Source organism: Actinoplanes sp. NBC_00393 (assembly GCF_036053395.1).
GTDB lineage: Bacteria > Actinomycetota > Actinomycetes > Mycobacteriales > Micromonosporaceae > Actinoplanes.
On record NZ_CP107942.1, the window covers coordinates 4,888,483 to 4,914,796 of the forward strand.

The following is a 26,314-nucleotide window of genomic DNA, read 5'->3' on the forward strand; positions in this document are numbered from 1 at the left end:
CATCTCTTTACTGGCCGACGGACTCGGCCTCTTGAGAGTTCACCACGGCCCTGACAGTGGCCGGGTACCACTTCGCTCCGCCTTGCGCCGTCGGCACACCGTCGGCATTCAGGTCACGCGCAATGGCGCTGTAGTTAGCACCCTCACGGTGCGCCCTAACGATGCGGCTACGAACCTCCGTCGGCAGGCTCGCCGGACGCCCTAGACGCACGCCTGCGGCCTTTTTAGCAGCCAACCCTTCACGGGTACGCTGCCCAATGATTCGGCGCTCCCACTGCGCCGCAGAGGCCATTACCGACGCCAGGAACTCACCGGCAGGCGTCGAGAGGTCAATACCCAAGTCAAGCGCAACAAGGTTCCATCCCTTGCTGCGAGCGCGCTCCATAAGAGCCGCGAAATCGACCAGGGACCGCGAAAGCCGGTCCAGCTTGGCTACGACCAGGGCGGTCGCCTCTCCGCTCTCCACGGCGGCCAGAGCATCGGCAAGCGCCGGACGCTTCGCCATGGACTTACCAGACGCCCCAGCGTCGGTGTGCCATCCAACAATGACCCATCCACGCCGCTCCGCTTCGGCCTCAATAGCGGCACGCTGCGCAGCGATGCCCGCACCCGACTCCGCCTGTTCCTCCGTCGAGACACGGAGGTAAGCAACGGCGGTGTTCTGCGGGGCGGTTTTCATCTTGGGCACGAGTCGATCTTAAAGCAAACGACCGTTTGGTATCAAGACAAGTCGTCACCGCCTGCCTTCGCCGACGGGAGAGAGGCAAGCGCATCCCTCGCACCCGCTAGGCGGGCCAGCATGAGAGGTGGGGCATCCAGCTCGCCCCGGTCAACAAGGCCGATCAGATTTCCGAGAGTGGCCACGATCGCCTCAAGGTCGTCATCCGTCATGGCACTCATCATCCACTTCCACGCGCACCCCCCACATCGCCGCCGAGGGCGAGGGTTGATCCCCGCTTTACGCACTTACTGACGTGTATGCGATCAACGGTTCCCAACCGAATCACTCACGTGGTAAGCCAGTACAGTGGACTGGACTCGGTTTGCACTCGGCTTTGCGCTGCCCCTCATCCTCTGGCTCGTGACCTTTACGGTCCTTGCTGTCCAACTTCTGTTTCTTTTATTCTTTGAGACGCGAATAGCGTCAGGGGTACTGGAGAAGAAATTCTCCGACGGCCTGTTTGCGACTCTAACAGTCGCTGTAGCTACTCAATACGTGACCGGAGTTGCCGCACCCCTTCTGGCTGCCTGGTATCCGGATCACCTCCAAGAGTCAGCCAAGCTTTGGATCATTGCTTTCATCGCGGGCTTTAGCTTCCTGCACACCACGGTAGTCTTCCACTACAGCATCACTCATGTTACGAAATTCAAAGGGAGGAGTCTTCTCGTATTTCCTCAAGCGGTATACGAAAAGGATCCCGCATCCGTCAGGCGAGTATGGATCAGGATTTTCAATCTCATCGGCCTGACCTCGATGGTTCTAGTCTCGGCGGTACATGCATACGCTTTCTTTGGCGTCAGTGTGACCGACAGCAACTGGGACGCAACGCGCACCCTGTCGTACCTTCTCGGCTTAACTCTTGTGTTCTTCTCGGCGCAGCCTATCCGCAACGCCATACTACGGTTCCCGTCGAGCCTTGTGCTGACAGCCAAGCTCAACGAGATTATGGCGAAGAACGCCAAGTCCGCTGAATTTCGCCGCTCATTATCGACCAGGAAGTCAGACCCGATCAGTTGGGCCAGAAAGGAGTTAGTCAGCGTTTCGCGGATGCTGGAGCGCATGGCGAGGCGCGAGGATTCGGTTTCCGGACCCGACGCACCTCATCCCATTGCAGCAATCTATCGAGCAGTGGCCGATGAAGTTCGGCAGTATTGCAGCTCTCCAAAATCCATTGAAGGAGCCATCCCGGCGACTCTTGTAACCACACTCAAGATGACCGAAGGGCTCATGATTACAGGGGATGCCACTTGGCGGAGGCAACTCATAAAGCGCCTCAAGGTATTCAACGCCGACGAAACGCCGAGAGCTTTGAAGACCGCACCTGCACCAGCGAGTACGCTGCGCGCGGTTACTAATGGAGCGCGCTTGCTGGACCGTAGCCTTGTTTGGGTACAAAGTCGCTGGACGGCTATCGTCGCCGTTGTTGCAGTCATCGCCCTACTTCTTGGCGCTATCAATGTTGAGCAGCTGCTAGGTGTGGCGGTTTAGGACTCGACACCTAACACGACGGGCCCTTTCTGATCGTTCGTAGAGACGACGGTTGCCCCGGTGTGATGCCGGGGCACCCATCAGAGCTGTCAGTGACTAGATTCGGTCATTTAGCCGCCTCGCGGCCTCTTGAGCCCGCTGCACCCTAGTTGCCCTGGTGTAGTGACGTGTCATGGGTGAGCCCGGCGTCCAGCCGTAGAGGAACTCCAACGCTTCGGCAGACAGTCCAGCATCGGCCGCTCGCGTGGCCGAGTCATGGCGAAACAAGTGCATGTGGATGCGATCGGTGATCCCCGCCTGTCTCACCCGTCGGGCAAGCATCATTTGGATGCCAGTACGTGTGAGTTGGCCTTTCTTGCCCAGCCACAGCGCGTCCAAGGCGGCGCTCGGATGCTTCGCTCTTGCACGTAGGTACCGCTCAAAGACCGTCGCCGTCGTGTCGTTGAGGGGAATCGCTCGGGTGCCGGTCTTGCCGGACACCGTTAAAAGATCGTTCCGCAGATCAACCGCCTGCACAGTCAGCGTAGTCAACTCGCCGGACCGTGGCGTTCCGATCAAGCGCAGCGTCCGCAGGATCGCCGTGTCTCGTAGATCGTTGAAGGCACCGCCTCTACAGGCGTCCAAGAGTGCCTTCATGTCGGCGGGGTCCACGACCCGTGCCGGTTTCTCGTCTACCTCGATACGAGGCACCCTCTCAAGAGGGTTACCGTCGTTGATCTCTTCACGATGCGCCCACCGGTAGAAGGCGCTCAAGTTGCGCTGATCTTGACGTACACGGGTTGGGGAGACTTGACCTAGGCGTTCCTCTAGCCACGCCTCGATCTCAAGCCTGGACGCTTCTACGGCCGGTTTGCCAAGCCAGCCTGTCAGCGTCCGGTAGGTGTAGTCATAATCACGGACCGTCGCAGCGGACCGTCGCTTGAGCCGCAGGGCTCGCAGGTAGGACGACCAGGCCAGATCCGGTAGTACACGCTCCAACGCTTCGCTCCGCTCGTTGCTCGGAGTGAATAGCCGCTGGTCAGAGCTTGTCGGAGGCCCTAGACGAGGTGCAATCTAGACGCCATGGACTACGAATACGCGCCGCTGCGGTTGCCCTCAAATGTCGATCGGCTGACCGCGGCGGCGCAGCTCGCCATACAGGCGGAGTTCTCCGGCTGGGAGCTGGCCAAGGTCCAGCTCTTCCGGGACGGCACCCGCAAGGTCATGCTGCGGCGCCGCGTCCAGCCCACTCCCCAGCCCAACCTGAGCTACTGAGAAGCCCGCCCGGCACACGCCGGACGGGCTTCTCGGTTGCTGACCGCGGCGCGCGGGACGCGCCGCGATGACGCCTGCTCAGTGATTATGGCCGGCGTGGTCCTCTTCCTCGTCGGGGAGGAACGGGTGCTCGTCGAGGCGGCCGACCAGCTGGTCGCCCTCGGCCGGGGCGAACGGGCCGGTGCCGTCGGCCTCGTCGAAGGCCTCCAGGTCCAGCGGCGCGTCGACCTCGGTGACCGTGAGCAGGCCGTCGAGCGGCTCCAGCTCCGGCACGTCGAGCGAGGACAGCGAGCCGTCACCGGCCTGCAGCAGCTCGAGCACGGCCTCGCCGACCGACTCGACCGGGCCGGCGTCCTCGTCCTCCGGCACCGCGCTGCGGCGCGCGGTCTCGGCGACCCGCAGCAGCGCGGAAACGCTGGGCACGCGGTAGTCGCGGCGCTGGCGCACCGACACCACCTGCGGGTACGGGTCGGCGGCCGCCCCGTCCGCGCCGTCGCCGACGAGCCCGAACCGGTGGTCCGCCTCGTCCGGGTCGATCGATTCGACGTCCCACGGCGTGACCTCGCCGAAAGCGTCGAGCAGCTTCTCGTCGTACGCATAGGAAGCGTTGTTCAAATCGACGTACGCCTGCCAGACGTCGTCGTCGTCGATCCGGCCGGCGGCCGCCTTGACGGCCGCGAGGTGCGCCCGCGCCGCCTCGACAACGCGCTCGAGAGCCGCGTCGAGCTCAGCGTTCTGGTCGCTCATCTGGGGGTCCTTCCGATTTCAGCTGTTTCGGAGCAGTCGGTCGAGCACACGCACGCCGAACTTTAGCCCCTCGACCGGTACTCGCTCGTCGATGCCGTGGAAGAGCGCACTGAAGTTGAGTTCCGGGGGCAGGCGCAGCGGCGCGAACCCGAAGCAGCGGATGCCCAGGGTGGCGAACGCCTTGGCGTCGGTGCCCCCGGACATCAGGTACGGCACAGTACGCGCACCCGGATCCTCGGCGCGCAGCGCGGCCCCCATCGCGTCGACCAGCGCCCCGTCGAACGAGGTCTCGACGGCCGGCTGCTGGTGCACGTGCTCGATCTCCACGTCCGGCCCGATCACGTCGCGCAGCTCGGCGAGGAACGCGTCGGCGTGGCCCGGCAGGGTCCGGCAGTCCACGGTGGCGGACGCCTTGCCCGGGATGACGTTGTCCTTGTAGCCGGCTTCCAGGCGGGTCGGGTTGGCGGTGTTGCGGATGGTGGCGCCGATCAGGTTGGCGATCGGCCCGAGCTTGGCGATCGCCTGCTCCGGGTCGTCCGGGTTCAGCTCGATGTGCAGCGCCTCGCTGACCTGCTCCAGGAACGTCCGCACGGTCGGGGTGAGGACCACCGGGAAGCGGTGCCGGCCGACCCGCGCGACCGCCTCGGCGAGCGCGGTGACCGCGTTGTCGTCGTGGATGAACGAGCCGTGGCCGGGCCGGCCGTGCGCGTGCAGGCGCAGCCAGTCCAGGCCCTTCTCAGCGGTCTGCACCAGGTAGAGGCGCAGATCGTCGTTGACCGTGTACGAATACCCGCCGACCTCGCCGATCGCCTCGGTGCACCCCTCGAACAGATCGGGGTGGTTGCGGACCAGCCACTGCGAGCCGTACTCCATGCCGGCTTCCTCGTCGGCCGTGTACGCCAGCACGATGTCGCGGGGCGGGACGTACCCGGTACGGCGCCAGTCGCGGACGACGGCCAGCACCATGGCGTCGAAGTCCTTCATGTCGACGGCGCCGCGGCCCCAGAGGTACCCGTCCTTGATCACGCCCTCGAACGGCGGCACCGACCACTCGGTCGCGTCGGCCGGCACGACGTCGAGGTGGCCGTGCACCAGCAGGGCGCCGCGGGAGGAGTCGGCGCCGGGGATGCGGGCGACCAGGTTGGCCCGGTTCGGCGCCGATTCGAGCAGCCGCGTCTCGACGCCGACCTCACCGAGTCGCTCGGCGACGTACTCGGCGGCGACCCGTTCGCCCACGGTGGTCCGCGGGTCCCCGGTGTTGGTCGTGTCGATGCGCAAGAGGTCCTGGCAGAGGTTGACGACCTCGTCCGCGGCGGTGGTGTTCATCGCCCTTTCTTACCAGCAAGTCGCTGCCGAGGTTTGCGCGGAGAGTGGTATCGGGTACACCGCGGCCGTGTCTGAAGTTAATCTTCCCCCGCTTCCGCCGGTCGGCGGCGAGACTTCCGGGCGCAGCATCGTCGATGTCCTCGGCGAGCAGCACCGGGACCTGCTCGCGCTCACCGACCGGCTGACCGGCGGCCCGGACGACCCCCGCGTGGCGTCGGTCCTGGTCGCGACGCTCTCCCGGCACCTGTCCGCGGAGGAGCAGTATCTGTATCCGGCGATCCGGGCGGTGGTGCCCGGCGGCGACGCGATCGCCGAGCGCGAGCTGGCCGAGGACCGGGAACTGCTGCTCCTGATGGCCGATCTGGAACGGACCGGCGAGGCCGGCCCGGTGGCCCAGGCCGTCCGGCGGCACGTCGAGGCCGACGCCGAGGAGCTGTTCCCGCTGCTGATGCAGATGGTGCCGGCCGAGGACATGATCCGGCTGGGCAACCGGGTGGAGACGGCAGAGGAGGCTGCACCGACCCGCCCGCATCCGCGTACGCCGTCCACGCCCCCGTGGAACAAGGTGGTCGACCCGGCACTCGGGGTGATCGACAAGTTCCGGGACATGATCACGGCGCGGACCACGTATGTGCGCGATCTGAAGTAAGTCGCGCAGAACGTCCGGTTAGCGGAGTGTGTGCTGTTCGTTAATATGTTTGTCACGGCTTGCGGATCTTTACCGAGCGTCCAGGACTAGCCTTCGATCCCTTTCAGGTCCTAACGTCACGCTATGAACCTCGAGCTGCGGCATCTGAAGGTGGTCTGCGCCATCGCGGAGACCGGCAGCGTGACCAAGGCGGCATCCCAACTGGGCCTGGCCCAGCCGGCGCTCACCGCGCAGTTGCAGCGGATCGAGCGCACGCTGGGCGGTCCGTTGTTCGACCGGGACCGCCGGGGCGCGCGCCCCACCGCCCTGGGTGAGCTGGTGCTCTCCCGCGCCCGGGTGCTGCTGCCCGCGATGAAGGGCCTGCAGGACGAGGCGGCCCGGCTCGCCGCCGGCGGTGGCGAGACATTGAGCCGGTATCGGATCGGAGCGGTCGGCGGCCCGGTGGTCGCGCACCTCATGCACCGCCTCGCCGAGGCACAGCCGGACGCGCAGATCACCACGCACGCCTCCTACTACGTGGAGGAGCTGGCGGCCATGGTGCTCGCCGGCAAGCTGGACTTCGCCCAGGTCGGCGTCTGCGGCGACGCGCTGCCGTCGGCCGAGTTCGGGCTGGTCTGGCAGACCATCGCGGTGAACGCGGTCTGTGTGCTCATGCCGGAGGACCACCCGCAGGCCAAGAACAGCGAGGTGGACCTCGCCGAGCTGGCCGAGGAGCACTGGGTGGCCGGCGCCGGCGACACCTGCTTCGCGGACTGTTTCGCCGCGGCCTGCGCGCGGGCCGGCTTCACACCGCGCAAGATGCTCGAGACCGACGCCCGGGCCTGCGTCGACATGGTCGAGCTGGGCCTGACGATCGGGCTGTGCCAGGCCACGTTCCGGCCACCGGCCGGGCTCACCAGCCGGCCGCTGCGGGGCGCTCCGCTGCGCTGGCGGCTGGTCCTGGGCTGGCATCCGGACTCCCCGGCGGCCCGCAGTGCGCCGAAGCTGATGGCGCTCGCCGACGAGGCCTACCAGGACGTGATCACCCGCAACGAGGCCTACATGGAGTGGATGCGCACCACACCGCAGATCAACGGCATCACCCCGATCGCCCCGGTCCAGGAAGCCGCCTGAGAGCCCGGCCCGAGAGGCCGGAAGCCGGTCCGGGAGGCCGGAAAGCAGTCCGGGAAGCCGAAAGGGAGGCCGCCTGAATCAGGCGACCTCCCGTGGCGATAATCGTCAGCGGCTACCGCTCGACACCGAGCTCGACTCGACGTCGAAGGTGAGCTCGCCGTCGCGGGCGTCCACCCGTACCGTGCGGCCCGGCGCGAGATCCGCCGCGAGCAGCATCTTGGACAGCCGGTTGTCCAGCTCGCGCTGGATGGTCCGGCGCAGCGGCCGGGCCCCGAACTCGGGCTGGAAGCCCCGCTCGGCCAGCCAGTCCACGGCCGCGTCGGTGATCTCCAGGCGGACGTCCTGGGCGTGCAGCCGGCGCCGGGTCTCCTCGAGCATCATCTCGGTGATCTTGTGCAGCTGGTCGTTCTCCAGCTGCCGGAAGATGATGATCTCGTCGATCCGGTTGATGAACTCCGGCCGCAGCTGCTCCTTGAGCCGCCGCTCGATCCGGTCCTTCAGCTCGTCCTCGGCCGAGCGGCCGGTGTCCGCGCCGCCGAACCCGACGCTGCGGGTGCTGCCGCTGATCAGGTCCGAGCCGAGGTTGCTGGTCATGATCAGTACGGTGTTCTTGAAGCTGACCGTGCGCCCCTGACTGTCGGTGAGCCGCCCGTCGTCGAGCACCTGGAGCAGGATGTTGAAGACGTCCGGGTGGGCCTTCTCGATCTCGTCCAGCAGCACCACGCTGTACGGCCGCCGCCGCACCGCCTCGGTCAGCTGCCCCGCCTCGTCGTAGCCGACGTATCCGGGGGGCGCCCCGACCAGCCGCGACACGGTGTGCCGCTCCTGGAACTCGCTCATGTCGAGCCGGATCATCCGGTCCGCCTCGCCGAACAGCGCCTCCGCGAGCGAGCGCGCCAGCTCGGTCTTGCCGACGCCAGTCGGGCCGAGGAACAGGAAGCTGCCGACCGGCCGGTCCGGGTCGCCCAGTCCGGCGCGGGACCGGCGGACCGCCTCGGCGACCGCCTCGACCGCGTCCTCCTGACCGATCACGTGCCCGTGCAGGTGCTCCTCGAGGCGCAGCAGGCGGTCCCGCTCGGCCTCGGTGAGCTGCGCCACCGGGATGCCGGTAGCCCGGGAGACGACCTCGGCGATGTCCGCGTCGGTCACCTGCGGCACCCCGTCCGGGCCGGCGCCGGCCCCGGCGATCTGTGCCTTCAGCTCGTTGATCTGGTCGCGCAGCTGCGAGGCCTGCTCGTAGTGCTCGGCCGCCACCGCCTGGTCGCGGTCCCGGGAGAGCTGCTCGAGCTGCCGCTCGCGCTCCCGCAGGCCCGCGTCGGGCGTCTTGGTGCGCAGCCGGACCCGGGCGCCGGCCTGGTCGATCAGGTCGATCGCCTTGTCCGGCAGGAACCGGTCGGTGACGTAGCGGTCGGAGAGCACCGCCGCGGCGTCGAGGGCCTCGTCGGTGATCCGGACCTGGTGGTGCGCCTCGTAGTTGTCGCGCAGGCCGCGCAGGATCGACACGGTGTCCTCGACGGTCGGCTCGCCGACCAGGACCGGCTGGAACCGGCGGGCCAGCGCGGCGTCCTTCTCGATGTTCTTGCGGTACTCGTCGAGGGTGGTGGCGCCGATGACGCGCAGCTTGCCGCGGGCCAGCGCCGGCTTGAGCATGTTGCTGGCGTCCATCCCGCCGCCCTCGCCGCCACCGCCGGCGCCGACCAGGGTGTGGATCTCGTCGAGGAAGACGATCAGGTCGTCACCGGACGCCTGGATCTCGTCGATCACCTTGCGCAGGCGCTCCTCGAAGTCGCCGCGGTAGCGGGTGCCGGCCACCAGGCCGGCCAGGTCGAGCTGGATGACCCGCTTGTCCTGCAGCGTCAGCGGCACGTCGCCGTCCACGATGCGCTGGGCCAGGCCCTCCACGATCGCGGTCTTGCCGACCCCGGCCTCACCGATCAGCACGGGGTTGTTCTTGGTACGCCGGGACAGGATCTCCACGGCCTGCTCGATCTCGTCGGCCCGGCCGATCACCGGGTCGACCTCGCCGCGGCGGGCCGTCTCGGTCAGGTCCACGCCGAACTGCTCCAGGGTGGGCGTCGACGCCGACGAACCGCGGGACGTGCCCTGTCCGCCACCGCCACCGCCGGGCGCGGCCTCCGGGTGCTGCATCGAGCGGGGGTCGAGCTTGCCGGCGAGCAGCCGGCCGGCCACCGAGTCGGTGTTGAGCCCGAGCGCCATCAGGATGTGCTCCGGGCCGATGTAGGAGGCGCCGACGGCCCGGGAGATCTGCAGGCTGTCCAGCAGGGCCCGCTTGGCGGCCGGCGTCAGCGCGACCTGCTCGGGCAGGTCACGGCCGGCCGCGCCCATCTCGGCCTGACGGTTGGCCGCGGCGGTCCGGGCCACCTCGCCGCCGGCCCGGCTGTCCAGCTCGGCGAGCAGGCTGTCCGGGTCGGTGCCCGCACGGCGCACGGTCTGCTTCATCGGCTCCTGCTGGAGCACCGCCCAGAGCAGGTGTTCGGTGTCGAGGTCGGCGAGGGGGCGCTCCCCGGTCGCCAGCTCGGCGGCCCGCCGTGCCCCGTCGGTGAGCACCTGGCGGGCGTCGTTGCTCATGTATCGCGCGATGTCGAAGCGCTGCGCCGCCCGGCGCGGCTCGGCCGCACCGAAGAAGCGCGCGAACAGGTCGTCCCACTGACCGGGCCCCGAGGGCCCGAACGGTCCGATGCTCATCAGTCTCTCTTCTCCTGGTACCTCGCGGGGAACCGGTGCGGCCTCTGCACGCACCGCCCGAGTGTTAAGAGCGCGTGTACTGCCTCCCTGATTCCCGGTTCGCGCGAAAAGTTGACAGGAGTAGGCTCAACTTCATGGCCGTACCGTTCGCGTCCGCAGATCCCGAGCCGCTGCCGCCCCTGGCCCCGGTCTTCCTGGAGCCCGGCCCGCGCGAGCCGGGCCGGCACCTGCCGCCGCCCCCGCAGCCAGCATCCCAGCAGCCGCCCTCTCCGGCGGCGATATCCGCCGAGGTCGTGCCCTTGATCGTGGTCGACGGCGCGAACGTGGTGGGTTCGGTGCCGGATGGCTGGTGGCGCGATCGGGCCGGCGCGGCGGCGCGGCTGCGCGACAATCTGGCGTCCGTGCCGGCCGCCGGCCTGAGCGACGTCCCGGCCCCGGTCGAGGTGGTCCTGGTGGTCGAGGGCCGGGCCCGCGACGTCGCGCAGGCACCAGGGGGCGTGCGCGTCGAGCGCGCCACCGGCTCCGGCGACGACAAGATCATTGAGTTGGTACGCGCGACAGCCGCCGAACGCCGGACCATAGTGATCACCGCCGACCGCGGCCTGCGCGACCGCGCTCTCGCCCTGGGCGCCGAGGTCCGCGGCCCGTCCGCGGTCCCCCGCTGACGACCGGCCCGCCGGCCCGGTCCCGCCGGGTTGACCCACGCCGAGTTGACCCGCGCGGGGGAACCCCGCGGGTAACAACCCGGATCATCCGACCCCGAGTGGCGCCCGGGACCGCCATGATCCACAATGGACGGCCGTCGGGTGTGCGATCAACCAGGGCGATCTCACGCACGGCGGCGCAACGGCCCGGGTTGTCCACGGTCTGCCAAATCGGGGCATCCGAGGACGGCGACGCCAGAACCGGGCGGTAGTCTTCAACCGGTACCAGCAATTCGTACAGGAGGCTCCACGGGTGGCCAGTGTCGCCGAGTTAAGGGCTGCCGTCGACGCCGCACTTGAGCAGGTGAACGAGGGACAGGCGGCCATCAAGGCGGCTCGGGAGAAGCTCGGCGAGGCCCAGCAGAGCCTGGCCGCGGCTCTCGACGGCAGCTTCAATCCGGAGGTGGAGGGCGCGAAGGCGGCCTTGTCGCACGCCGACCAGCAGCTCGACGATTGCATGGGCTCCACCGTGCAGGCGATCGAGCAGGCGCAGATCTACACGGCGAACCTCTGACGCGATGTCGCTGCTGCAGGAACTCGGCGCCCAGCTCCGGGCCACCTCTGACGATCTGCCCACCGGGCTGGTCACCAAGGCGATGGAGCGGCTCCGCAGCGCCACCGAGCTGCTGAACTGGGTGCGGCAGGAGTCGCAGCAGGACATCGGCGTACCGCAACTGGGCAATGCCACCGAGCATGCGGAACACGCGGCTGCCGCGCTGCGGGCCGCCCAGGACGCGGTGGCGGCCTATCTCGCCGTGCTCGGTCTCTCCGGGCAGCCCGGCGCCCCGCCCGGGCAGGACTGGCGCGACTCGCTCAAGCCGGAGGAGACGCGCCCGGCGCCGGACCGCGAGGCGCCACCGGAGCGGGAGAAGCTCGGGCCGTGGTGGCAGCAGCGGGTCGCCCAGCTCACCGGCGAGCCCGCACCCGAGGACGACAAACCCGGGCGGGACGGCACCGACACCGCCGAGTTGCTGCGCCGGGTGGCGGCCGGCGTGCGCTCCGGCGACCGGGCCCGTCTCGGCCGTGAGCTGCACGCGGTCAACGCCTCCACCGGTCTGGGCCTGTCCGCGGTGACCACGCCGGTGCTGCACCGCCTCGCCGCCGACCTGCTCGGCCACGAGCCGCGGCCGGAGGACGTGCCCCGGCTGCGCAGCGCCGCGGAGGGACGGGTGAAGTCGCTGTTGCCGGGCACCTCGCCGCAGGTGCTGCAGACGCTGATCGACCGGATCTGCCGGGTTCCGGTCCAGCAGCAGGAGCAACAGCAGGAGGGCCGGCCGGCCACTCACCCCGCGGACAGCGCGGTCACCGCCGGAGTGCTGACCGGGGTGCTGCTCGCCCGGCTCGGCCGCGACGCGGACTCGCTGCGCCCGGATGCGCCGGAGCCGGTCCGGCGCGACGACGAGGCCGGGGAGGGCCGATGATGTCCCTCGACACTGCGACGATGCCGGCAGGTCATGGCTGAATCCACCAAGCAACGGGTGATGGAGATCCGGGCCGGGCTCTCGCACGCGCTCGGCGCCGCGCAGACGGCCCTGGAGAACGCCCGGCAGGCGGAGACCGAAGCGGTCGCCCACTGGGAACGGGTCAACGGCGCGGTGACGGCCCGCCGGCGCAAACTCGCGGCCGCCCGCGACGAGCGGATCCGCGAGATCGACACCTGGCACGAGACGGAACTGGCCGCGCTCGCCGGGGCCGCCGCGGGCGCCGCTGACCGGGCCGCACCGGGCGCCGCCGGCGAGCCGTGGCACAGCTGGGAGCCCACCCCGCTGAACCGGGCCGCCGAGCTGCGCATCGGCCGGCTGATGCTGCCCGAGGCGCCGGTGCCGCACCCGCAACGGACCCGGCGGCCGGACGGGCCGTGGGCCGGCCCGCCGGGCACGGCCCGCGAGAACGAGCCGGAGCCGGAGCCGGATCCGCTCAGCGACGAGGCGCCACCGGAGGCGCCGGCCCTGGTCCGGCTCCTCGACCACGGGCACATCGTGATCGAGGGCGACCAGCGGACCGGCGACGACGTGGTGGCCGGGCTGCTGCTGCGCGCGCTCGGCACCAGCGCGCCGGGCACGGTGCAGCTGGTCGGGTACGACCCGGAGAACCTCGGCGGTGGCCTGGCCGGGTTCGCCCCGCTCGCCTCCGCGGGAGTGCTCACCTTCGCCGGGCCGCAGGACCTCGGTCCGCTGCTGGACGAGCTGGTCGGCCACGTGCGGCGGATCAACGAGACGGTGCTGGCCGGGGAGTACACGTCGCTGCGCGAGCTGCACGCGGCGACCCGGCGGCGGCCGGAGCCGTGGCGGGTGGCAGTGCTGCTCGGCGCCGGGGAGCTGTCCAAGCACGAGCGGACCCAGCTGGACCGGCTGCTGCGCACCGGCGCCGCGTGCGGGGTGCACCTGGTGATCCGGGGGCTGGCGGTGGAGCCCGGTCCGACGGTCGAGGTGGTCACCGCTGCCCCCGGCGACAAGGCCCGAGTGCGCGGGGCCGGCGCGCTGCCCGTACGCCTCGATCCCGGACCGCCGGCCCCCGTGCTCACCGCGACCTGCCGGCAGATCGCTGAGGCGGTGGCCGCCGGGCCGGCGCCGGTCGCGCTGGACAGCCTGCTGCCGGAGGCCGGCACCGAGTGGCAGGAGAACTCGGCCGCCGGCCTGACCGCGCCGCTCGGCGACAGCCCGCAGGGCGCCCGGGTCAAGGTCACGCTCAGCGACTACCCGCCGCACGCGCTGATCGCCGGCCCGTCCGGCACCGGCAAGACCAACTTCATCTATGCCTGGCTGGGCGCTCTGGCCGCCCGCTACTCCCCCGCCGAGCTGGCGTTCTACCTGCTCGACTTCAAGGAGGGGGTGTCGTTCGCCCGGTTCGCGCCGGGCCGGCGCGACCCCAGCTGGATGCCGCACGTCCGGCTGGTCGGGGTGAACGTCAACACCGACCGGGAGTTCGGTCTGGCGCTGCTGCGCTTCCTCAGCGGTGAGCTGCGGCGGCGGGCCGACGCGGCGAAACAGTACGAGGTCACCAACCTGGCCGAGCTGCGCGCCGAGGACCCGGACGGCGACTGGCCGCGGATCGTGGCGGTGGTCGACGAGTTCCAGGTGCTGCTCGCCGGCCGGGACGCGGTCGCCGCCGAGGCCGTCGACCTGCTCGAGGACCTCGCCCGCCGGGGCCGCTCGCAGGGCATCCACCTGATCCTGGCCAGCCAGGACGTCTCCGGCATCGAGGCGCTGTGGGGCCGGCCGGCGTTGGTCGCGCAGTTCTCGCTGCGGATCGCGCTGCCCAAGGCCCGCCGGGTGCTCGCCGAGCAGAACAACGCCGCCGACACGCTGCCCCGCTACCACGCGGTGGTCAACGCCGACTCCGGCGCGACCGACGCGAACCGGGTGGTGCGTGTGCCGGCGGCCAGCGACCGGGACCAGTGGAGCGCCCTGCAGCACCGGTTGTGGCGGCGCCGGCCGGCCGAGCTGGGCCCGCCCCGGCTCTTCGACGGTGACGTGGTCCCCCGGCTCGCGGAGAGTCCCGACTTCCGGGGGCTGCGGCCGTCCGAGTCGCCGGCCGCACCGATCGCCCTGCTCGGCGAGACCATCGACGTGGCGGCGCGGTCCGCGCGTACCGTGCTGCGGCGCGCGCCGGGCCGCAACATCGCCGTGCTCGGCACCCGGGTCGACGAGGCCTGCGCGGTGCTGGCCACCGCCGGACGCTCGCTCGCGGCGCAGTTCACCCCGGAAGGGGCCCGGTTCTCGGTGGTCTGCCTCGACCAGGACGCCCGCGCGGCGGCCGAGGCGCTGCACGCCCGGATCCCGGAGTGCGGCTGGTACGACGCGGAGAACGTGGACTGGCTGCTCGAGGACGCGGCGGCGGAGGCGACCGCGGCATGGCCGGCGGACCGTCCGCACTTCATCCTGATCTACGCGGCCGACGCGCTGCCCGGTGGGCGGGCCGCGGCCGAGCAGCTGCGCACCGTGCTGCGGCAGGGGCCGGAGCGGCGGCTGCACGTGATCGGGTGGTGGCGCGGGGCCGGTCTGCTGCGCGACAGCCTCGGCGGGCACGCCACGCGTACCGATCCGATCGGCGCCTGGGTCGCGCTGGACGTGCACGGCAGCGAACTCTCGCCGTACTACCCTGGCACCGGCGCGCCGAACTGGTACCCCCGGCCGTGGCGCGCCCTGCATTTCGACCGCTCGGTGCATCGAGGCGCCGAGGTGATCATCCCTTACGGAACCTCATGAGCGAACTGGAACCGGCCGACTTCGAGCGCGCCGACTACCGCACCGTCCTGCGCCGGCTCACCAGCCTGGACCAGCGTGCCACCACGCTGCGCGAGGAGGCGCGGGGGTGGCACGCCGAGCGGATCGCCGCGGCCGATGCGGCGGTCCGGGAGGCCGAGGAGAGGGTACGCGAGGCGCAGCACGACGTCCGGGTGGCGCAGCGGGAACTCGAGCAGGTGGACGCGCGCGCCGCCGGACTCTGGTCGGAGTTCGTGCACCGGGTCGGTCCGGCCGCCGAGCGGTTCGGCCGGACCCTGCCGCCGGCCAGCATCCCCCGGCAGCGCGAGCGGGAGGCCCGCGACTACCTCGACGAGGTGGAGACCCGGGTGAAGTACACGCCGCCGGCCCGGCCGCTGACCTTCGGCACCCAGGTGCTCTTCGGGATCTTCGGGTTCGCCGGTGGGCTGCTCGGCGTGATCGGCAACCTGGTGCTGCGGCGCACCGGCGAGGCGGCCGGCGCCGACTCGGACTGGGGGCAGGCCGCCCCGGTGGTGGCGTTGCTGGTGCTGCTGTGCTGCCCGATCCTCGCCGTGGTCACCGCGAAACTGGTCGCGGACCGGCGCGGGGTCGGTCTGGACACGGCGGCGGTCGCCACCGTGCTGGTCACCGGGCTCATCACCGCGGGACTGCTGTTCACGGCGGTGCAGTTCGCCCAGCCCGCTTGAGGCAAGCCTGCCGGCCTGCCCGGCCGAGGGCAGCGGGCCGGGCCGGTCTCAGTGCTGGGCCAGGGTCCGGCGTTGCCGGGCCTCCTCCAGCAGCGCCGCCGGCACGTCCTCGTGCTCGCCGACGCCGTGCGCCTCGTCGTAGTTGAGGTCGCCGGCAGGGTCGTACTCAGGTCCGGTGGCCGGGACGTCCTGGCCCGGCTGCGGGTCGTCCTGCGGTTCCGTCATGCCGCCGACGTTACCGGCTCGCGGGCCCGAAATCCCGGCCCGCTCACCGATCCGGCACAGCCCCGGCCGGCCGCGACTCGGGCATGCGGCCGGCCGGGACTCGGGCATGCGGCCGGCCGGCCGGGACTTCGGCAATGCGGCCGGCCGGGGCTCGGGCGCGGTTTCAGCCCGCCGGGACCAGCAGGCCCTCGGTGAGCAGGCGGCGGGCCAGCACGAGACGGTCGGCGTCGTCGTCCAGCGGCAGGTCGCCGACCGCGTGCGCGTCACCGTCCAGGGCGGTGCGCACCGCCGGCCCGCAGTAGGCCGGAAGCTGCAGCTCGCGACCGGTGAGCCGGAGTGTCACCTGGTCCGGGCCGTCGGCGAGCTGCCATTGCAGCCCACCGCGGGCGATGATCTTGTCGGCCGGGGTGAGCGCCGCCGCGAAGTCGAGCTGGGCCAGCGGACTGATCGGTGCGGGCCGGGCCGACGGCCAGGAACGCTCGCGCAGGCGGGCGGCGACCGCGGCCGGGTCGGCGGTGTTCAGCCAGTCCCGCAGCGCGGTCACCGTCTCGGCCAGCTCCGGCCCGATCGCGTCCGGGTCGGCGACGTCCAGGCCGTACGGCAGGGTGGCGCGCAGCCGGGGATCCTCCATGGCGAGCGTGAGCAGTTCCTCGACCAGGGCGTAGCGGGTCAGGCCGCGGATTCCGACGGTCAGGTGCAGCGACCGGCCGCCCAGCGCCTTCGCCGAGTGCAGCCAGCCGCGCGGCAGGTAGAGGGCGTCGCCCGGTTCGAGGACGACGTCGAGGGCCGGTTCGCCTTGTGCGGTGGCGGCGACCTCGTCGGCCCGGCCGCCCCAGGCCTGCTTCTCCAGCGGGTCGGGCAGCACCGGCGGGTGGATGCACCACTTCTTGCGGCCGTCGACCTGCAGCACGAAGACGTCGTGGGTGTCGTAGTGGGTGGCGAAGCCCTGACTGGCCGGCGGGGTGAGGTAGGCGTTCACCTGCAGCGGCCGGTTCAGCTCGGCGCCGAGCGCGCCGGCGAACTCGATCAGCGGCGGCCAGAGGCGGTGCAGGCCTTGCAGGACCAGGGTGGCGCCGTCGGCGTACAGGCGCATCACCTGCTCGTCGTGCACCTGGTCGGCGATTTCGGCGCCGGCACCCCCGCCGCCGGTGAACCGCCCGGCCGGCAGCACCGTGCCCTGCCGGGCCACCCGCAGGAACGGGGTGCGCAGCCCGCGCCGGCTGAGCAGCTCGTCGACGGCGGCCGGGCCGAGCAGGTCGGTGAAGCCGTCCGGGCCGCCGAGGTCGGCGGCCCGGGTCAGCACCGGTTCGCGTCCCCAGCGGGCGGCGAACTCGGTCGGGTCCAGCGCAAGGACGCGGGACAATGCGGTCATCAGCCCGCGCTGCCGTCGGCGCCGCCGTCGTGGCCCTGCGGGTTGGCGCCGCCGTCGGCCGGGCCCTCGCCGGAGGCGCCGCCGTCCGCCCCGCCGTCGACCGCGTTCGGGTTCGCGCCGCCGTCCGCCGGGCCCTCGCCGCCGGCCCCGCCGTCCGCGCCGCCGTCGTGGCCCTGCGGGTTGGCCCCGCCGTCGGCCGGGCCCTCACCGGCCGAGCCGGCCGGATCCGAGCTGATGATCTCCTGGTCGCTGAGTCCCATGACCCCTCCTTCGTACGGTTCGCGCCTGTCCTACCCGGGTTGATCACGTCTAATCCGGAACGGCCCGGGGTATCCCGGCGGCATGCTGTGGATCGGGACATCGGGCTGGCAGTACCGGGACTGGCGACCGGACAAGGGTGCGGACGACACCGGCTACCTCTACCCGGGCGGGCTGCCGCAGCGGCTCTGGCTGGAGCACTACGCCGACCGGTTCGACGTGGTCGAGGTGAACAACGCCTTCTACCGGCTGCCGGAGCGCAAGACCTTCGTCCAGTGGCGGGAGCGCACCCCGGACGGGTTCCGGTTCGCGGTGAAGATGAGCCGGTACCTGACCCACATCAAGCGGCTGCGCGAGCCGGCCGAGCCGGTGGCGCGTTTCCTCAACCGGGCCGAGGGGCTCGGCGACAAGCTGGGGCCGGTGCTCCTGCAGCTACCGCCGACCCTGCGGGCCGATCTGGACGCGCTGGACGAGACGCTGCGGCAGTTCCCCGCCGGGGTGCGGGTGGCGGTCGAGCCGCGGCACGCCACCTGGTTCACCGCCGAGTGCGAACAGCTGCTGAAGCAGCACGGCGCGGCGCTGTGCTGGGCGGATCGCTGCGGGCGGCCGATCACGCCGCTGTGGCGTACGGCGGACTTCGGCTACCTGCGGCTGCACGAGGGTGCGGCCCGTCCCTGGCCGAGGTACGGCAAACGGGCGCTCACGTCGTGGCTGGACCGTTCCGGCGTACCGGAGATGTTTGTCTTCTTCAACAACGACCCGGGCGGCGCCGCGGTGATCGACGCGGGTGTGCTGGCGGCGGAAGCCGCCCGCCGTGCGATCAAGATCACCAAGGTTCCGTCGATCAGCCCTCGCCCTCCAGCAGCTCGATGAGGGTGCTCGCATTGCGCTGGGCATAATCGCGGTAACAGTTGTTGAGAACTGCATGGGTGACGTCGGTCTCATCGGCGAGCGAGCGCAGTTTCGGAACCCATTCGGCGAGTTCGGCCTCGGAATAGCGATAACCGAACTTCTCGTGGATGTCCTTGCTGGTCCACTTGTCGCTGTGCCCGTGGAATCGGACCACCGCGACATCGGCGGTGGCCTCCGGCAGCGGCGGCACCGACGACTTGTGGCCCTGCGGCATGTCGACGCAGACGTAGGGCAGCCGGTGCGCCCGCAGGAACTCCAGGGTCTCCTCGCGATTGCCGCCTTCGAACCAGCTGGCGTTGCGGAACTCGAAGACCGGCCGCAGCGGCTTGCACCGGGCGGTGACCTCGAGCAGATATTCCTTGTTGGATCTGCGGATGCCGAACCACGGCGGGAACTGGAAGAGCAGCACCCCCAGCTTGCCGGCCGCGGCCAGCGGGTCCAGCGCGCCGAGGAACCGGGTCCAGACCTCCTCGTACGCCTGCGGCGGCAGATCCTGTGGGTAGACGTTGGCCTTGCCGGTCTCCGGCCGCAGGTCCTTGTAGAGCGCGGACACCTTGGTCGGGTGGCCGGTCAGCAGGCTGAACGCCTTGATGTCGAAGGTGAAGCCGGCCGGCGTGCGCTCGGCCCAGAGCCTGGTGGTCTGCTCGTTGGGCGGGCCGTAGTAGGTGGCGTCCACCTCGACGACCGGGAAGTGTCTCGCGTAGTGCGCCAGGCGTTTCTCCGGGGTGTCCGCCCCCCTGCGGGTACCACCCCGAGGCGAGCAGCGTCTTGTCGGTCCACGACGCCGTGCCGACCCGGATCTCGCCCATCAGCGACCCTTCCCAGGGGCCCGCCCGGCCGAGCGGGCCCCGAAAGAAGACCTAGCTGGCCCGGCGCTCGCGGACCTGCTTGCAGTTCACACACGTGGTGGCGGACGGGAAGACCTCCAGCCGCTCCACCGGGATCGGGTTCGAGCAGCCCTCGCAGTTGCCGTAGGTGCCCTCGTCCAGCCGGTGGATGGCGTGCTCCGCCTGGGTCCGCCGGTCGAGCAGGGTCCGCAGCAGCGACGTGGCGGCGTCGCGCTCCGCCGTCTTCGAACCGCTGTCCGCCTGGTCGTCGCCGGCCGCATCGCCGATCTCGACCAGCCGCAGCCGATGGTTCTGCGCGACCGCTTCCTCGTACTCCGTGTTGAGCTCCTCGAACCGGCTCCGCAGGAGCGCCCGGATCTGGTCGATCTCCTCGGCCGAGCGCCCCTTCGCCGTACTCGCGCCCTTACCCGTAACAACCGCTCCGTTGACGAGCATGCAGTCCCCCTGCCCTTCACTCAGCCCCAGTCGGTGGCCATCCTCCGGGTCACCCTCGTCCCGGGCCGGCTCGACTTGTGGAGCCGGACGATACCCACCGCTGGAGATCCCAAACGGGACCCCCCGCGAAAAAGTAACCGGAGCATAACTGTCAGTGGTCGAATGCGCCACGGACTCGGCGAGTGGGTCTTTGTGCCGACGATCACCAGGCCGGCTCGACCAGCGCCGGCCGCCGCGGGTCGTCGAGACGAACGACCAGGTCAGCAAAGGTTTCCGGGGCAACCTCGGTGGCGTAGCGGCGATACGCCGGCAAGGTCCACTGCTGCTCCGAACCGGTTCGCCGGGCCAGCGCGGCGGCGGAGAGCTCAAGGTGGACGGTGAAGTCGAACGGCAGCCCGGAGCCGAGCAGCAACGGGCCGCTGACCAGCACAATCGCCGTGGCGGGCAGCTGCTGGTAGGGCTCGCGGGCGGCGCGGTCGACGGCCGGGTCCCAGAGCCGCCGCACGATCCGGCCGGAACCATCGGGGCCCGCCGGGGCCAGCACCTCGCGGATCAGCCCGGCCTCGTCGAACCAGCCGGCGTAGAACGAGTCCGGATTGGTGCGCCCGAACTCCAGGCGCAGCGAGGCGGGGCGCAGGAAGTCGCTGGTGTCCACCCGTACGGCCGGACGGCCGCGAACCCGCAGCGGGTCCACCAGGGCGTCCGCGAGGCGGGCCGGATCAGCGGCGTCGGCGCCGTCCACGGCCACCCGGAGGCGATTGTCGGATTCCCGACTCGCCAGGCGCTCGGCCAGTTCCTCGACGAGGACGGGGAAAGAGACGGGTCGGACGCGCACCGGTCAGATGATGCTCGTTCACGACGGTGGAGACAATCCGGGCGACCTGCGGCCCGGCAGCGGCTCGCGGAAAGTCGTGAACCAGCATCAATCTTGCGGCATGATCGTGATCCGGGCGTCGTCGGCCAGCCGGTAGCCCACGCCGTAGACCGTGGTGATCAGCGGGAGGTTGCCACCGAGCTTGAGCCGCAGCCGGCGGACGTGGACGTCGACGGTCCGCTCCCCGGCCCGCTCGTAACCCCAGACCGCGGCCAGCAGCTGCGCCCGGGTGAAGACCCGGCGCGGCCGCTCGGCCAGGTAGAGCAGCAGGTCGAACTCGAGCCGGGTGAGCGGCAGCGCGGCGTCCTCCAGCAGCGCCTGACGCGATCCGGTGAGCAGGCGCACCTCCGGACCCTCCGAGGCCGGCTCGGACTCCTCCGGCGCCTCGACGGCCTGCTCGACGGTGACCGTGCCGCGGCTCAGCTCGACCAGCTCGCGGACCGCCGCCAGCAGCCGGTGCGCCTGCGGCGAGACCCCGTCGCCGGTGAGCGGTATGGCGAGGGTCACGGTCAGCGCCGGTTCGGCGGCACGCCGGCCGGAGCCTCGGCCCGGCCCCGCGGAACGGCGATCGGCACGCGGCGACAATGCGCTGACCGGCATTGAGTTCATCCCCCAGAATTTGCTGCGGCAAGCGAATACAACTGATCACTGTGCGTAAAGCGGGGACGATATTTCCCGTCGGCCGTTGCGCGGGTCAAGTCACCAACCACAGTGTGGGAAACACGTTCCAAAATGTTCACGGTCACACAAATGCATTCCCGGAACGGTTTCTGTCAGCCTCATTAAAGGTTGCCGAACATGGGTAGCCATCAGCCCGTGACCGAGCTTGATGCCGAGACGATTGCCTATGCCCATCGCATGTTCGACCTCGCGCGCTCCGGCGCGACCGGGGAACTGGCGGCCCAGGTGGCCGCCGGACTGCCGGCGAACCTGACCAACGACAAAGGAGACACGCTGCTGATCCTGGCGGCCTACCACGACCACCCGGAGACCGTCGCCGCTCTCCTGGAGCTCGGGGCGGACCCGGAACGGGTCAACGACCGGGGCCAGACGGCGCTGGGCGCGGCGGTGTTCCGGCAGAACCCGGAGACGGTGAAGACGCTGCTCGCTGCCGGCGCCGACCCGGACAGCGGGGCGCCCACGGCGGCCTTCTTCGGCCTGCCGGAGATGGCGGCGCTGCTGGCCGGGGGCGCTGCCGCGGCAACGCCCCCGGAGAAGACGGCAACGCCGCCGGAGAAGACGGCAACGCCGCCGGAAAAGGCGGCGACGCCGCCGGAGAAGAACTAGCCGCCCGAGGTGAGGCGGCGGCCGACGGCCGCGATGAGCCGGTCGAGCTCCGAGCCGAACGGGTTGTCGTGCACCAGGTACGTCCAGGTGGCGCTGGGCCGGACGATCTCCGCCCGGTCCGGCTGCCAGCCGTCGGTGAGGTCGACCTCCTCGAACGTCTCGATGGTGCGCGCCTCGACCTGGGTGAGCAGCTCCTGGAAGGCTGGCACGGCGGCGCGGTGGAACTCGTCGAGCGGGTCCAGCTTGCCCAGCGCCCGCAGGTGCACGCCCTCCCGGACCTCGTTGAGGTACGCCAGGTGGTCGGCCCAGAGCCGGTCCAGGTGGTACAGCGCGATCGCCCGGGCCGAGTCGGAGAGCACGTCCTCGTCGGTCTCCTTGGCCTTCTCCTCGGACTTCTCGAGCAGCATGATCGCGGCGACCTCGGAGGTGAGCAGCCGTTCCCGGCGCTCGGCGAGCAGCAGGCGCTGCTGCTCGATCACCACGCTGTACCGCCAGGTGTTCTTGTGGATCTCGTGGTTCACACCCTCGGCGACCCGCTGGGCGTGCTCGACCGCGTAGTCCACCTGCGGGTCGTGCACGACGCCGTCCATGTCCATCCGCGGCGAGCCGGGGATGATGTCGCCGGCGTGCCGGACGATCAGCTCGTCCTCGAGGCTGACGAAGAACACCGAGCGGCCCGGGTCACCCTGCCGGCCGGCCCGGCCGCGGAGCTGGTCGTCGACGCGGCGGCTGTCGTGCCGGCCGGCGCCGATCACGTACAGCCCGCCCAGCTCGACCACCTGGTCGCGGTCCTTCTCGTCGCTGCCGCCCAACCGGATGTCGACACCACGGCCGGCCATCTGGGTGGAGACGGTGACCGCGCCGACCGCGCCGGCCTCCGCGATGATCGCGGCTTCCTCGGCGTCGTTCTTCGCGTTCAGCACGTTGCACGGCACACCGGCGTCGGCCAGCTGCCGGGCCAGCAGCTCGGAGGCCTTCACGTCCAGGGTGCCGATCAGGACCGGGCGGCCGGACTCGTGGGCGATCTTGATTTCCTCGACCAGGGCCTCGTCGCGGGTGTCGTGCGCCGAGTAGATCCGGTCCGGGTCGTCCTCCCGGATGTTCGGGGTGTTCGGCGGGATCACCGCCACCTCGAGCTTGAAGTACTCCCGCAGCTGCTCACCGACGTGCACCGCGGTCGCGGTCATGCCGCAGGCGGTCTTGTAGAGCGCGATGAACGCCTGCACGGTCAGCGTGTCGAGCACCTCGCCCTCGGCGGTCGAGGTGAGGCCCTCCTTGGCCTCCACCGCCGCCTGCAGGCCGTCCGGCCAGCGGCGGCGCTGGGCGACCCGGCCGCGCATCTCGTCGATCAGCTCGACCGAGCCGTTGCGCACGATGTAGTCGACGTCGCGGCGCAGCAGCGCGTGGGCGTGCAGCGCGACGTTCACCGCGGACAGGTGCGCGACCTGGTCGTCGGCGTACAGATCGATGCCGCCGAGCTGCTCCTCGATGTGCTTGAGGCCGTCGTCGGTGAAGGCGACGCTGCGGCCGTCCTCAGCCACCTCGTAGTCGCGGCCCTTGCGCAGGGTCTTCATCAGCGCGGCGGCCTCGTGCACCGGGTCGCTCTCGGTGGCGGTGCTGCCGGCCAGCACCATCGGCACCCGGGCCTCGTCGATCAGGATCGAGTCGGCCTCGTCGACGATCGCCGTGGCCAGGTCCCGCTGGACCCGGTCGGCGACGTCGGTGACCAGCTGGTCGCGCAGGTAGTCGAAGCCGGCCTCGCTCACCGAGACGTAGGTGACGTCCGCCAGGTACGCCTCGCGGCGCTCCTCGGGAGTCATCGACTCGGTCACCGAGCCGACCGTGAGGCCGAGCAGCGTGTAGATCGGCTCCATCCACTCGGCGTCGCGCTTGGCCAGGTAGTCGTTGACCGTGAGCACGTGCACCGGGCCGTTGCCGAGCCGGGTGTGCCCGTACGCCGCGACGGTGGCGGTGAGCGTCTTGCCCTCACCGGTGGCCATCTCGGCGACCCGCTTGTCGAGCAGGGCCATGGAGCCGAGAAGCTGTACGTCGTACGGCCTCTGGGAGATCGCGCGACGGGCCGCCTCCCGGCCGATCGCGCAGATCTCGACGTAGTCGCTCGCCTCCCGCGCGGCCTCGGTCAGCGCCGCGTCGTCCAGCTCCTTCAGCGCGTCCTCACGCGCTTCGATGGCGGCGAGCCGCCTCGACAACGGCCCGAGGTCCACGGTCGTGCCCGGACGCTGGAGAAACTTGCGGAACCGGCTCTTCAGCCGCTGCGACACACCCATGGCGCGCAACGGTACTGTATTTTCCTGCGCGCCTGGTGCCGGACTCCGCCCGCTCCGTCAGAAGGAGAGCACCACCTGCATCTCCTGGCGGCGGCGTTCGGCCAGGTCAGTCAGCAGCGCCGGCGCCTCGGCGAACGGCACGACCGCGGTGACCAGGTGTTTACGGATGGCGTCACCCTCGGCACGCAGCAGGTCGATGGTCGCGGCGGAGAGCCGTTCCCGGTCCCACGAGTGGGCCAGTCCGCGCGGCACCCGGCCGATCTGCGCGCAGCGTACGCCGAGGCCGTTGTGGTGGAACTCCTCGCCGAGCCGGACCTCGTCCGCGCCGCCCGGATAGAACGCCAGGTCGATGACCGTGCCCTGCGGGCGCAGCAGGCGCAACGCCAGGTGCAGTGCCGCGGCCTGGCCGCGGCACTGGAAGACCACGTCGGCGCCGCGGTCGCCGTCGGCGTGCCGCCACCGGGTCTTCAGCGTGACCGCGGGATCCTCCTCGCCCTTGCTGGACAGCACCTCCAGGCCCAGCGCCGAGGCGATCTCGAGGCGCTGCGGGGTCGGGTCCACCACGACCACCGACGCGGCGCCGTGCGAGCGGGCGAACAGGGCGGTGAGCAGGCCGACCACGCCGGCGCCGACCACTGCGACCCGGGCGCCCCGAACGCCGTCGGCCAGCGAGCGGACGTCCTGGCCGTACCGGTCGGCGGCCGCGTGCAGCAGCCCGTTCGCGCAGATCGGGCCCATGTGGGCGACGTAGACGCCGAGCAGCGGGTCGAGCCCGGCCGGCAACGGCACCACCCGGTCCCGCAGCGGATGGCCGTTGTAGCCGGTGCGGTGCCCGTAGGTCATCGCGACGACGGTGCCGTCCGGGAAGGCCGGGGTGCGGCTCTGCTCGACCTCGGCGACCTCCATGTAGCCCAGGCGGTGCACCGGGTAGGCCTGCTCCGGAGGGGCGCCGAACAGGCCGAGCGCGGGGTCGAAGCCGGCGTGCAGGGCCGGGTTGGTGCCCTTCAGGAAGGTCAGTTCGGTGCCGGTGGAGATGCCGCTGAACAGGGTGCGGGCGCGGAAGCCGCCGTCCGGCACCGGCTCCGCCGGCACCTCGGCGATCTCCAGGCGGCCGGGGCCGGCGACGATCAGATTGCGGTCAATGATGCCGGCGTCAGACATGGGCCGCCGCCGGGGAGACCGGGCGGCCGGTCGCGGCCGATTCGGCGATGGCAAGAGCAAGGGCATGGGTACGAAGAGCCTCGGCGTACGGGACTCGCACGTCATCCTCCTCGCCCCGGACCGCCCGCACGAACGCCTGGTCGACGCCGAGGTGCCCGCTCACCGGGTCGCAGGGCAGCGTCACGGTGCCGGTGTCGTCGCGGATCACCAGTTCGGTCTCGGTGAAGGCGAGGGCCAGGCCGTCGGCGTACACCTCCAGACCGGCCCGCTGCTTCCAGCCCAGCACACAGGTGGAGGCCAGGTTGCCGACCGCGCCGCTCGCGAACTTCAGCACCGCCGTGGTGGCGCCGTCCACGTCCGCGCCGTCGATCGCGGGCGGGGTGCCGTTGCCGTAGGCGTACACCTCGTCGACCTCGCCGCCCAGGTGCCGGGCCAGGTCGAGCACGTGCGCGGCCTGCTCGACGACCTGGCCGCCGGACCTGTCGGAGCGCGGCCACCAGCCGACCGGCGGCACCTTGTCCAGCCAGGACCCGGCAAGCAGCCGGATCGGGCGGCCGGCGAGCAGTTCCCGGGCACGCTCCACAGTCGGCAGATAGCGCCAGTGGTGACCCACCGCGGTCAGCAGACCCCGCTCGGCGATCCGGCCGGAAATTTCGGAGGCTGTCTGGTGATCAAGGGATATGGGCTTTTCCACAAACATCGGTAGTCCAGCCTCGATCACCGCCCGCTCCGCGTCGCCGTGGGCGAACGGCGGGACACAGACGTAGACGGCGTCCGGGCCCGAGTCGAGCAGGTCCGCGACGGAGGCGTACGTCCGTGCGCCGTGCTCGTCGGCGAGCGCCCGCGCGGCCTGCGGCACCACGTCGGTAACCGCCGCCACCTGCACATCCGGCAGCCCGGAGAGCACCCGTGCGTGCCGGGCCGCCACACCGCCCGCGCCCACCAGACCGATCCGTGTCGTCGTCATCCGCTCCCCTGCTCCCCGGTCGTCTCGAACGGCCGGTTCTGTATCCGGCAGCCGGGCGAGCGAAACG

Annotated in this window: 25 protein-coding genes and 1 pseudogene; 11 read left to right on the plus strand and 15 right to left on the minus strand. The window is 70.9% G+C overall.

Features of this window, described 5'->3' with window-relative positions; translation table 11 throughout:
• Positions 1-7: 7 nt before the first annotated feature.
• On the minus strand, positions 8-679 hold the full coding sequence (locus tag OHA21_RS23010; protein ID WP_328478508.1) for a recombinase family protein: 672 nt from the start codon (positions 677-679) through the stop codon (positions 8-10).
• A gap of 402 nt (positions 680-1,081) precedes the next feature.
• Between OHA21_RS23010 and OHA21_RS23015 the strand changes: the two genes are divergently transcribed.
• Positions 1,082-2,209, plus strand: a complete 1,128-nt coding sequence (locus OHA21_RS23015) for a hypothetical protein (RefSeq protein WP_328476859.1) — start codon at positions 1,082-1,084, stop codon at positions 2,207-2,209.
• A 96-nt stretch (positions 2,210-2,305) separates the two neighbouring features.
• Here OHA21_RS23015 and OHA21_RS23020 read toward each other — a convergent pair whose 3' ends face one another.
• Positions 2,306-3,187 carry a tyrosine-type recombinase/integrase gene (locus OHA21_RS23020; protein WP_328476861.1) on the minus strand — a complete coding sequence of 294 codons (882 nt, stop codon included), beginning with the start codon at positions 3,185-3,187 and terminating at the stop codon, positions 2,306-2,308.
• 84 nt (positions 3,188-3,271) lie between these two features.
• Between OHA21_RS23020 and OHA21_RS23025 the strand changes: the two genes are divergently transcribed.
• Positions 3,272-3,463, plus strand: coding sequence for a DUF5703 family protein (locus OHA21_RS23025; protein ID WP_328476863.1), 192 nt, complete (start codon positions 3,272-3,274; stop codon positions 3,461-3,463).
• A gap of 78 nt (positions 3,464-3,541) precedes the next feature.
• On the opposite strand, the gene OHA21_RS23030 is transcribed toward OHA21_RS23025, so the two are convergent.
• Together OHA21_RS23030 and OHA21_RS23035 are read right to left on the minus strand one after the other, a co-directional pair.
• Positions 3,542-4,210 (minus strand): hypothetical protein, encoded by a 669-nt coding sequence (locus tag OHA21_RS23030; protein WP_328476865.1) that lies wholly within the window; start codon positions 4,208-4,210, stop codon positions 3,542-3,544.
• Positions 4,211-4,228: 18 nt separating this feature from the next.
• Positions 4,229-5,536 (minus strand): M20/M25/M40 family metallo-hydrolase, encoded by a 1,308-nt coding sequence (locus OHA21_RS23035; protein ID WP_328476866.1) that lies wholly within the window; start codon positions 5,534-5,536, stop codon positions 4,229-4,231.
• A gap of 67 nt (positions 5,537-5,603) precedes the next feature.
• On the opposite strand from OHA21_RS23035, the gene OHA21_RS23040 reads away from it, so the two are divergent.
• Positions 5,604-6,185 carry a hemerythrin domain-containing protein gene (locus OHA21_RS23040; RefSeq protein WP_328476868.1) on the plus strand — a complete coding sequence of 194 codons (582 nt, stop codon included), beginning with the start codon at positions 5,604-5,606 and terminating at the stop codon, positions 6,183-6,185.
• 123 nt (positions 6,186-6,308) lie between these two features.
• Entirely contained in the window at positions 6,309-7,298 is a 990-nt protein-coding gene (locus OHA21_RS23045) for a LysR family transcriptional regulator (protein ID WP_328476870.1), read from the plus strand.
• 105 nt (positions 7,299-7,403) lie between these two features.
• Here OHA21_RS23045 and OHA21_RS23050 read toward each other — a convergent pair whose 3' ends face one another.
• The gene (locus OHA21_RS23050) at positions 7,404-9,998 is read right to left on the minus strand and encodes an ATP-dependent Clp protease ATP-binding subunit (RefSeq protein WP_442875171.1); all 2,595 of its coding nucleotides are present in this window, start codon (positions 9,996-9,998) and stop codon (positions 7,404-7,406) included.
• 299 nt (positions 9,999-10,297) lie between these two features.
• Between OHA21_RS23050 and OHA21_RS23055 the strand changes: the two genes are divergently transcribed.
• The 5 genes from OHA21_RS23055 to OHA21_RS23075 all read left to right on the plus strand — a co-directional run bounded on the left by OHA21_RS23055 (position 10,298) and on the right by OHA21_RS23075 (position 15,620).
• Positions 10,298-10,669: a hypothetical protein gene (locus tag OHA21_RS23055; RefSeq protein ID WP_328478510.1), complete on the plus strand. Its 372-nt coding sequence runs from the start codon at positions 10,298-10,300 to the stop codon at positions 10,667-10,669.
• Positions 10,670-10,961: 292 nt separating this feature from the next.
• On the plus strand, positions 10,962-11,222 hold the full coding sequence (locus tag OHA21_RS23060; RefSeq protein ID WP_328476874.1) for a hypothetical protein: 261 nt from the start codon (positions 10,962-10,964) through the stop codon (positions 11,220-11,222).
• Positions 11,223-11,226: 4 nt separating this feature from the next.
• A complete protein-coding gene (locus OHA21_RS23065; RefSeq protein WP_328476876.1) occupies positions 11,227-12,129 on the plus strand; it encodes a hypothetical protein in 903 nt (300 codons plus the stop codon).
• A gap of 33 nt (positions 12,130-12,162) precedes the next feature.
• Positions 12,163-14,916, plus strand: coding sequence for an FtsK/SpoIIIE domain-containing protein (locus tag OHA21_RS23070; protein ID WP_328476878.1), 2,754 nt, complete (start codon positions 12,163-12,165; stop codon positions 14,914-14,916).
• A complete protein-coding gene (locus tag OHA21_RS23075; RefSeq protein WP_328476880.1) occupies positions 14,913-15,620 on the plus strand; it encodes a hypothetical protein in 708 nt (235 codons plus the stop codon). The genes OHA21_RS23070 and OHA21_RS23075 overlap by 4 nt, the downstream gene beginning before the upstream one ends.
• A 48-nt stretch (positions 15,621-15,668) precedes the next feature.
• On the opposite strand, the gene OHA21_RS23080 is transcribed toward OHA21_RS23075, so the two are convergent.
• From OHA21_RS23080 to OHA21_RS23090, 3 genes are all read right to left on the minus strand, one after another.
• Positions 15,669-15,845, minus strand: a complete 177-nt coding sequence (locus tag OHA21_RS23080) for a hypothetical protein (RefSeq protein WP_328476882.1) — start codon at positions 15,843-15,845, stop codon at positions 15,669-15,671.
• A 163-nt stretch (positions 15,846-16,008) separates the two neighbouring features.
• On the minus strand, positions 16,009-17,217 hold the full coding sequence (locus OHA21_RS23085; protein WP_328476884.1) for a cupin domain-containing protein: 1,209 nt from the start codon (positions 17,215-17,217) through the stop codon (positions 16,009-16,011).
• Complete coding sequence (locus tag OHA21_RS23090; protein ID WP_328476886.1) at positions 17,217-17,477, minus strand: BatC protein; 261 nt, start codon at positions 17,475-17,477, stop codon at positions 17,217-17,219. Before OHA21_RS23090 ends, OHA21_RS23085 begins: the two co-directional genes overlap by 1 nt.
• An 82-nt stretch (positions 17,478-17,559) precedes the next feature.
• On the opposite strand from OHA21_RS23090, the gene OHA21_RS23095 reads away from it, so the two are divergent.
• Positions 17,560-18,348, plus strand: coding sequence for a DUF72 domain-containing protein (locus tag OHA21_RS23095; RefSeq protein WP_328476888.1), 789 nt, complete (start codon positions 17,560-17,562; stop codon positions 18,346-18,348).
• Here OHA21_RS23095 and OHA21_RS23100 read toward each other — a convergent pair.
• From OHA21_RS23100 to OHA21_RS23115, 4 genes and pseudogenes are all read right to left on the minus strand, one after another.
• Positions 18,320-19,196, minus strand: a pseudogene (locus OHA21_RS23100) (DUF72 domain-containing protein). The gene OHA21_RS23095 and the pseudogene OHA21_RS23100 sit on opposite strands and share 29 nt — an antisense overlap.
• Positions 19,197-19,247: 51 nt before the next feature.
• Positions 19,248-19,670: a TraR/DksA family transcriptional regulator gene (locus OHA21_RS23105; protein WP_328476890.1), complete on the minus strand. Its 423-nt coding sequence runs from the start codon at positions 19,668-19,670 to the stop codon at positions 19,248-19,250.
• 202 nt (positions 19,671-19,872) lie between these two features.
• Complete coding sequence (locus OHA21_RS23110) at positions 19,873-20,505, minus strand: uridine kinase (RefSeq protein ID WP_328476892.1); 633 nt, start codon at positions 20,503-20,505, stop codon at positions 19,873-19,875.
• Between the two features lie 87 nt (positions 20,506-20,592).
• Positions 20,593-21,144, minus strand: a complete 552-nt coding sequence (locus tag OHA21_RS23115; RefSeq protein ID WP_442875172.1) for a winged helix-turn-helix domain-containing protein — start codon at positions 21,142-21,144, stop codon at positions 20,593-20,595.
• Between the two features lie 216 nt (positions 21,145-21,360).
• On the opposite strand from OHA21_RS23115, the gene OHA21_RS23120 reads away from it, so the two are divergent.
• Entirely contained in the window at positions 21,361-21,831 is a 471-nt protein-coding gene (locus tag OHA21_RS23120; protein WP_328476894.1) for an ankyrin repeat domain-containing protein, read from the plus strand.
• Here OHA21_RS23120 and secA2 read toward each other — a convergent pair.
• The 3 genes from secA2 to OHA21_RS23135 are packed head-to-tail and all read right to left on the minus strand — an operon-like array spanning position 21,828 to position 26,247.
• Positions 21,828-24,119 carry an accessory Sec system translocase SecA2 gene (gene secA2 / locus OHA21_RS23125; RefSeq protein WP_328476896.1) on the minus strand — a complete coding sequence of 764 codons (2,292 nt, stop codon included), beginning with the start codon at positions 24,117-24,119 and terminating at the stop codon, positions 21,828-21,830. The genes OHA21_RS23120 and secA2 overlap by 4 nt on opposite strands.
• Before the next feature lie 57 nt (positions 24,120-24,176).
• On the minus strand, positions 24,177-25,280 hold the full coding sequence (locus OHA21_RS23130) for a zinc-dependent alcohol dehydrogenase (protein WP_328476898.1): 1,104 nt from the start codon (positions 25,278-25,280) through the stop codon (positions 24,177-24,179).
• Positions 25,273-26,247 (minus strand): Gfo/Idh/MocA family protein, encoded by a 975-nt coding sequence (locus OHA21_RS23135; RefSeq protein WP_328476900.1) that lies wholly within the window; start codon positions 26,245-26,247, stop codon positions 25,273-25,275. Before OHA21_RS23135 ends, OHA21_RS23130 begins: the two co-directional genes overlap by 8 nt.
• Positions 26,248-26,314: the final 67 nt, after the last annotated feature.

What these genes read in the sequence shown, in the direction of transcription:
- OHA21_RS23010 (WP_328478508.1), bottom strand. Translation starts at nt 679, where the DNA reads ATGAAAACCGCCCCGCAGAACACCGCCGTTGCTTACCTCCGTGTCTCG.
- OHA21_RS23025 (WP_328476863.1), top strand. Translation starts at nt 3,272, where the DNA reads ATGGACTACGAATACGCGCCGCTGCGGTTGCCCTCAAATGTCGATCGG.
- OHA21_RS23030 (WP_328476865.1), bottom strand. Translation starts at nt 4,210, where the DNA reads ATGAGCGACCAGAACGCTGAGCTCGACGCGGCTCTCGAGCGCGTTGTC.
- OHA21_RS23035 (WP_328476866.1), bottom strand. Translation starts at nt 5,536, where the DNA reads ATGAACACCACCGCCGCGGACGAGGTCGTCAACCTCTGCCAGGACCTC.
- OHA21_RS23045 (WP_328476870.1), top strand. Translation starts at nt 6,309, where the DNA reads ATGAACCTCGAGCTGCGGCATCTGAAGGTGGTCTGCGCCATCGCGGAG.
- OHA21_RS23065 (WP_328476876.1), top strand. Translation starts at nt 11,227, where the DNA reads ATGTCGCTGCTGCAGGAACTCGGCGCCCAGCTCCGGGCCACCTCTGAC.
- OHA21_RS23070 (WP_328476878.1), top strand. Translation starts at nt 12,163, where the DNA reads ATGGCTGAATCCACCAAGCAACGGGTGATGGAGATCCGGGCCGGGCTC.
- OHA21_RS23075 (WP_328476880.1), top strand. Translation starts at nt 14,913, where the DNA reads ATGAGCGAACTGGAACCGGCCGACTTCGAGCGCGCCGACTACCGCACC.
- OHA21_RS23080 (WP_328476882.1), bottom strand. Translation starts at nt 15,845, where the DNA reads ATGACGGAACCGCAGGACGACCCGCAGCCGGGCCAGGACGTCCCGGCC.
- OHA21_RS23085 (WP_328476884.1), bottom strand. Translation starts at nt 17,217, where the DNA reads ATGACCGCATTGTCCCGCGTCCTTGCGCTGGACCCGACCGAGTTCGCC.
- OHA21_RS23090 (WP_328476886.1), bottom strand. Translation starts at nt 17,477, where the DNA reads ATGGGACTCAGCGACCAGGAGATCATCAGCTCGGATCCGGCCGGCTCG.
- OHA21_RS23095 (WP_328476888.1), top strand. Translation starts at nt 17,560, where the DNA reads ATGCTGTGGATCGGGACATCGGGCTGGCAGTACCGGGACTGGCGACCG.
- OHA21_RS23105 (WP_328476890.1), bottom strand. Translation starts at nt 19,670, where the DNA reads ATGCTCGTCAACGGAGCGGTTGTTACGGGTAAGGGCGCGAGTACGGCG.
- OHA21_RS23115 (WP_442875172.1), bottom strand. Translation starts at nt 21,144, where the DNA reads ATGCCGGTCAGCGCATTGTCGCCGCGTGCCGATCGCCGTTCCGCGGGG.
- secA2 (WP_328476896.1), bottom strand. Translation starts at nt 24,119, where the DNA reads ATGGGTGTGTCGCAGCGGCTGAAGAGCCGGTTCCGCAAGTTTCTCCAG.
- OHA21_RS23130 (WP_328476898.1), bottom strand. Translation starts at nt 25,280, where the DNA reads ATGTCTGACGCCGGCATCATTGACCGCAATCTGATCGTCGCCGGCCCC.
- OHA21_RS23135 (WP_328476900.1), bottom strand. Translation starts at nt 26,247, where the DNA reads ATGACGACGACACGGATCGGTCTGGTGGGCGCGGGCGGTGTGGCGGCC.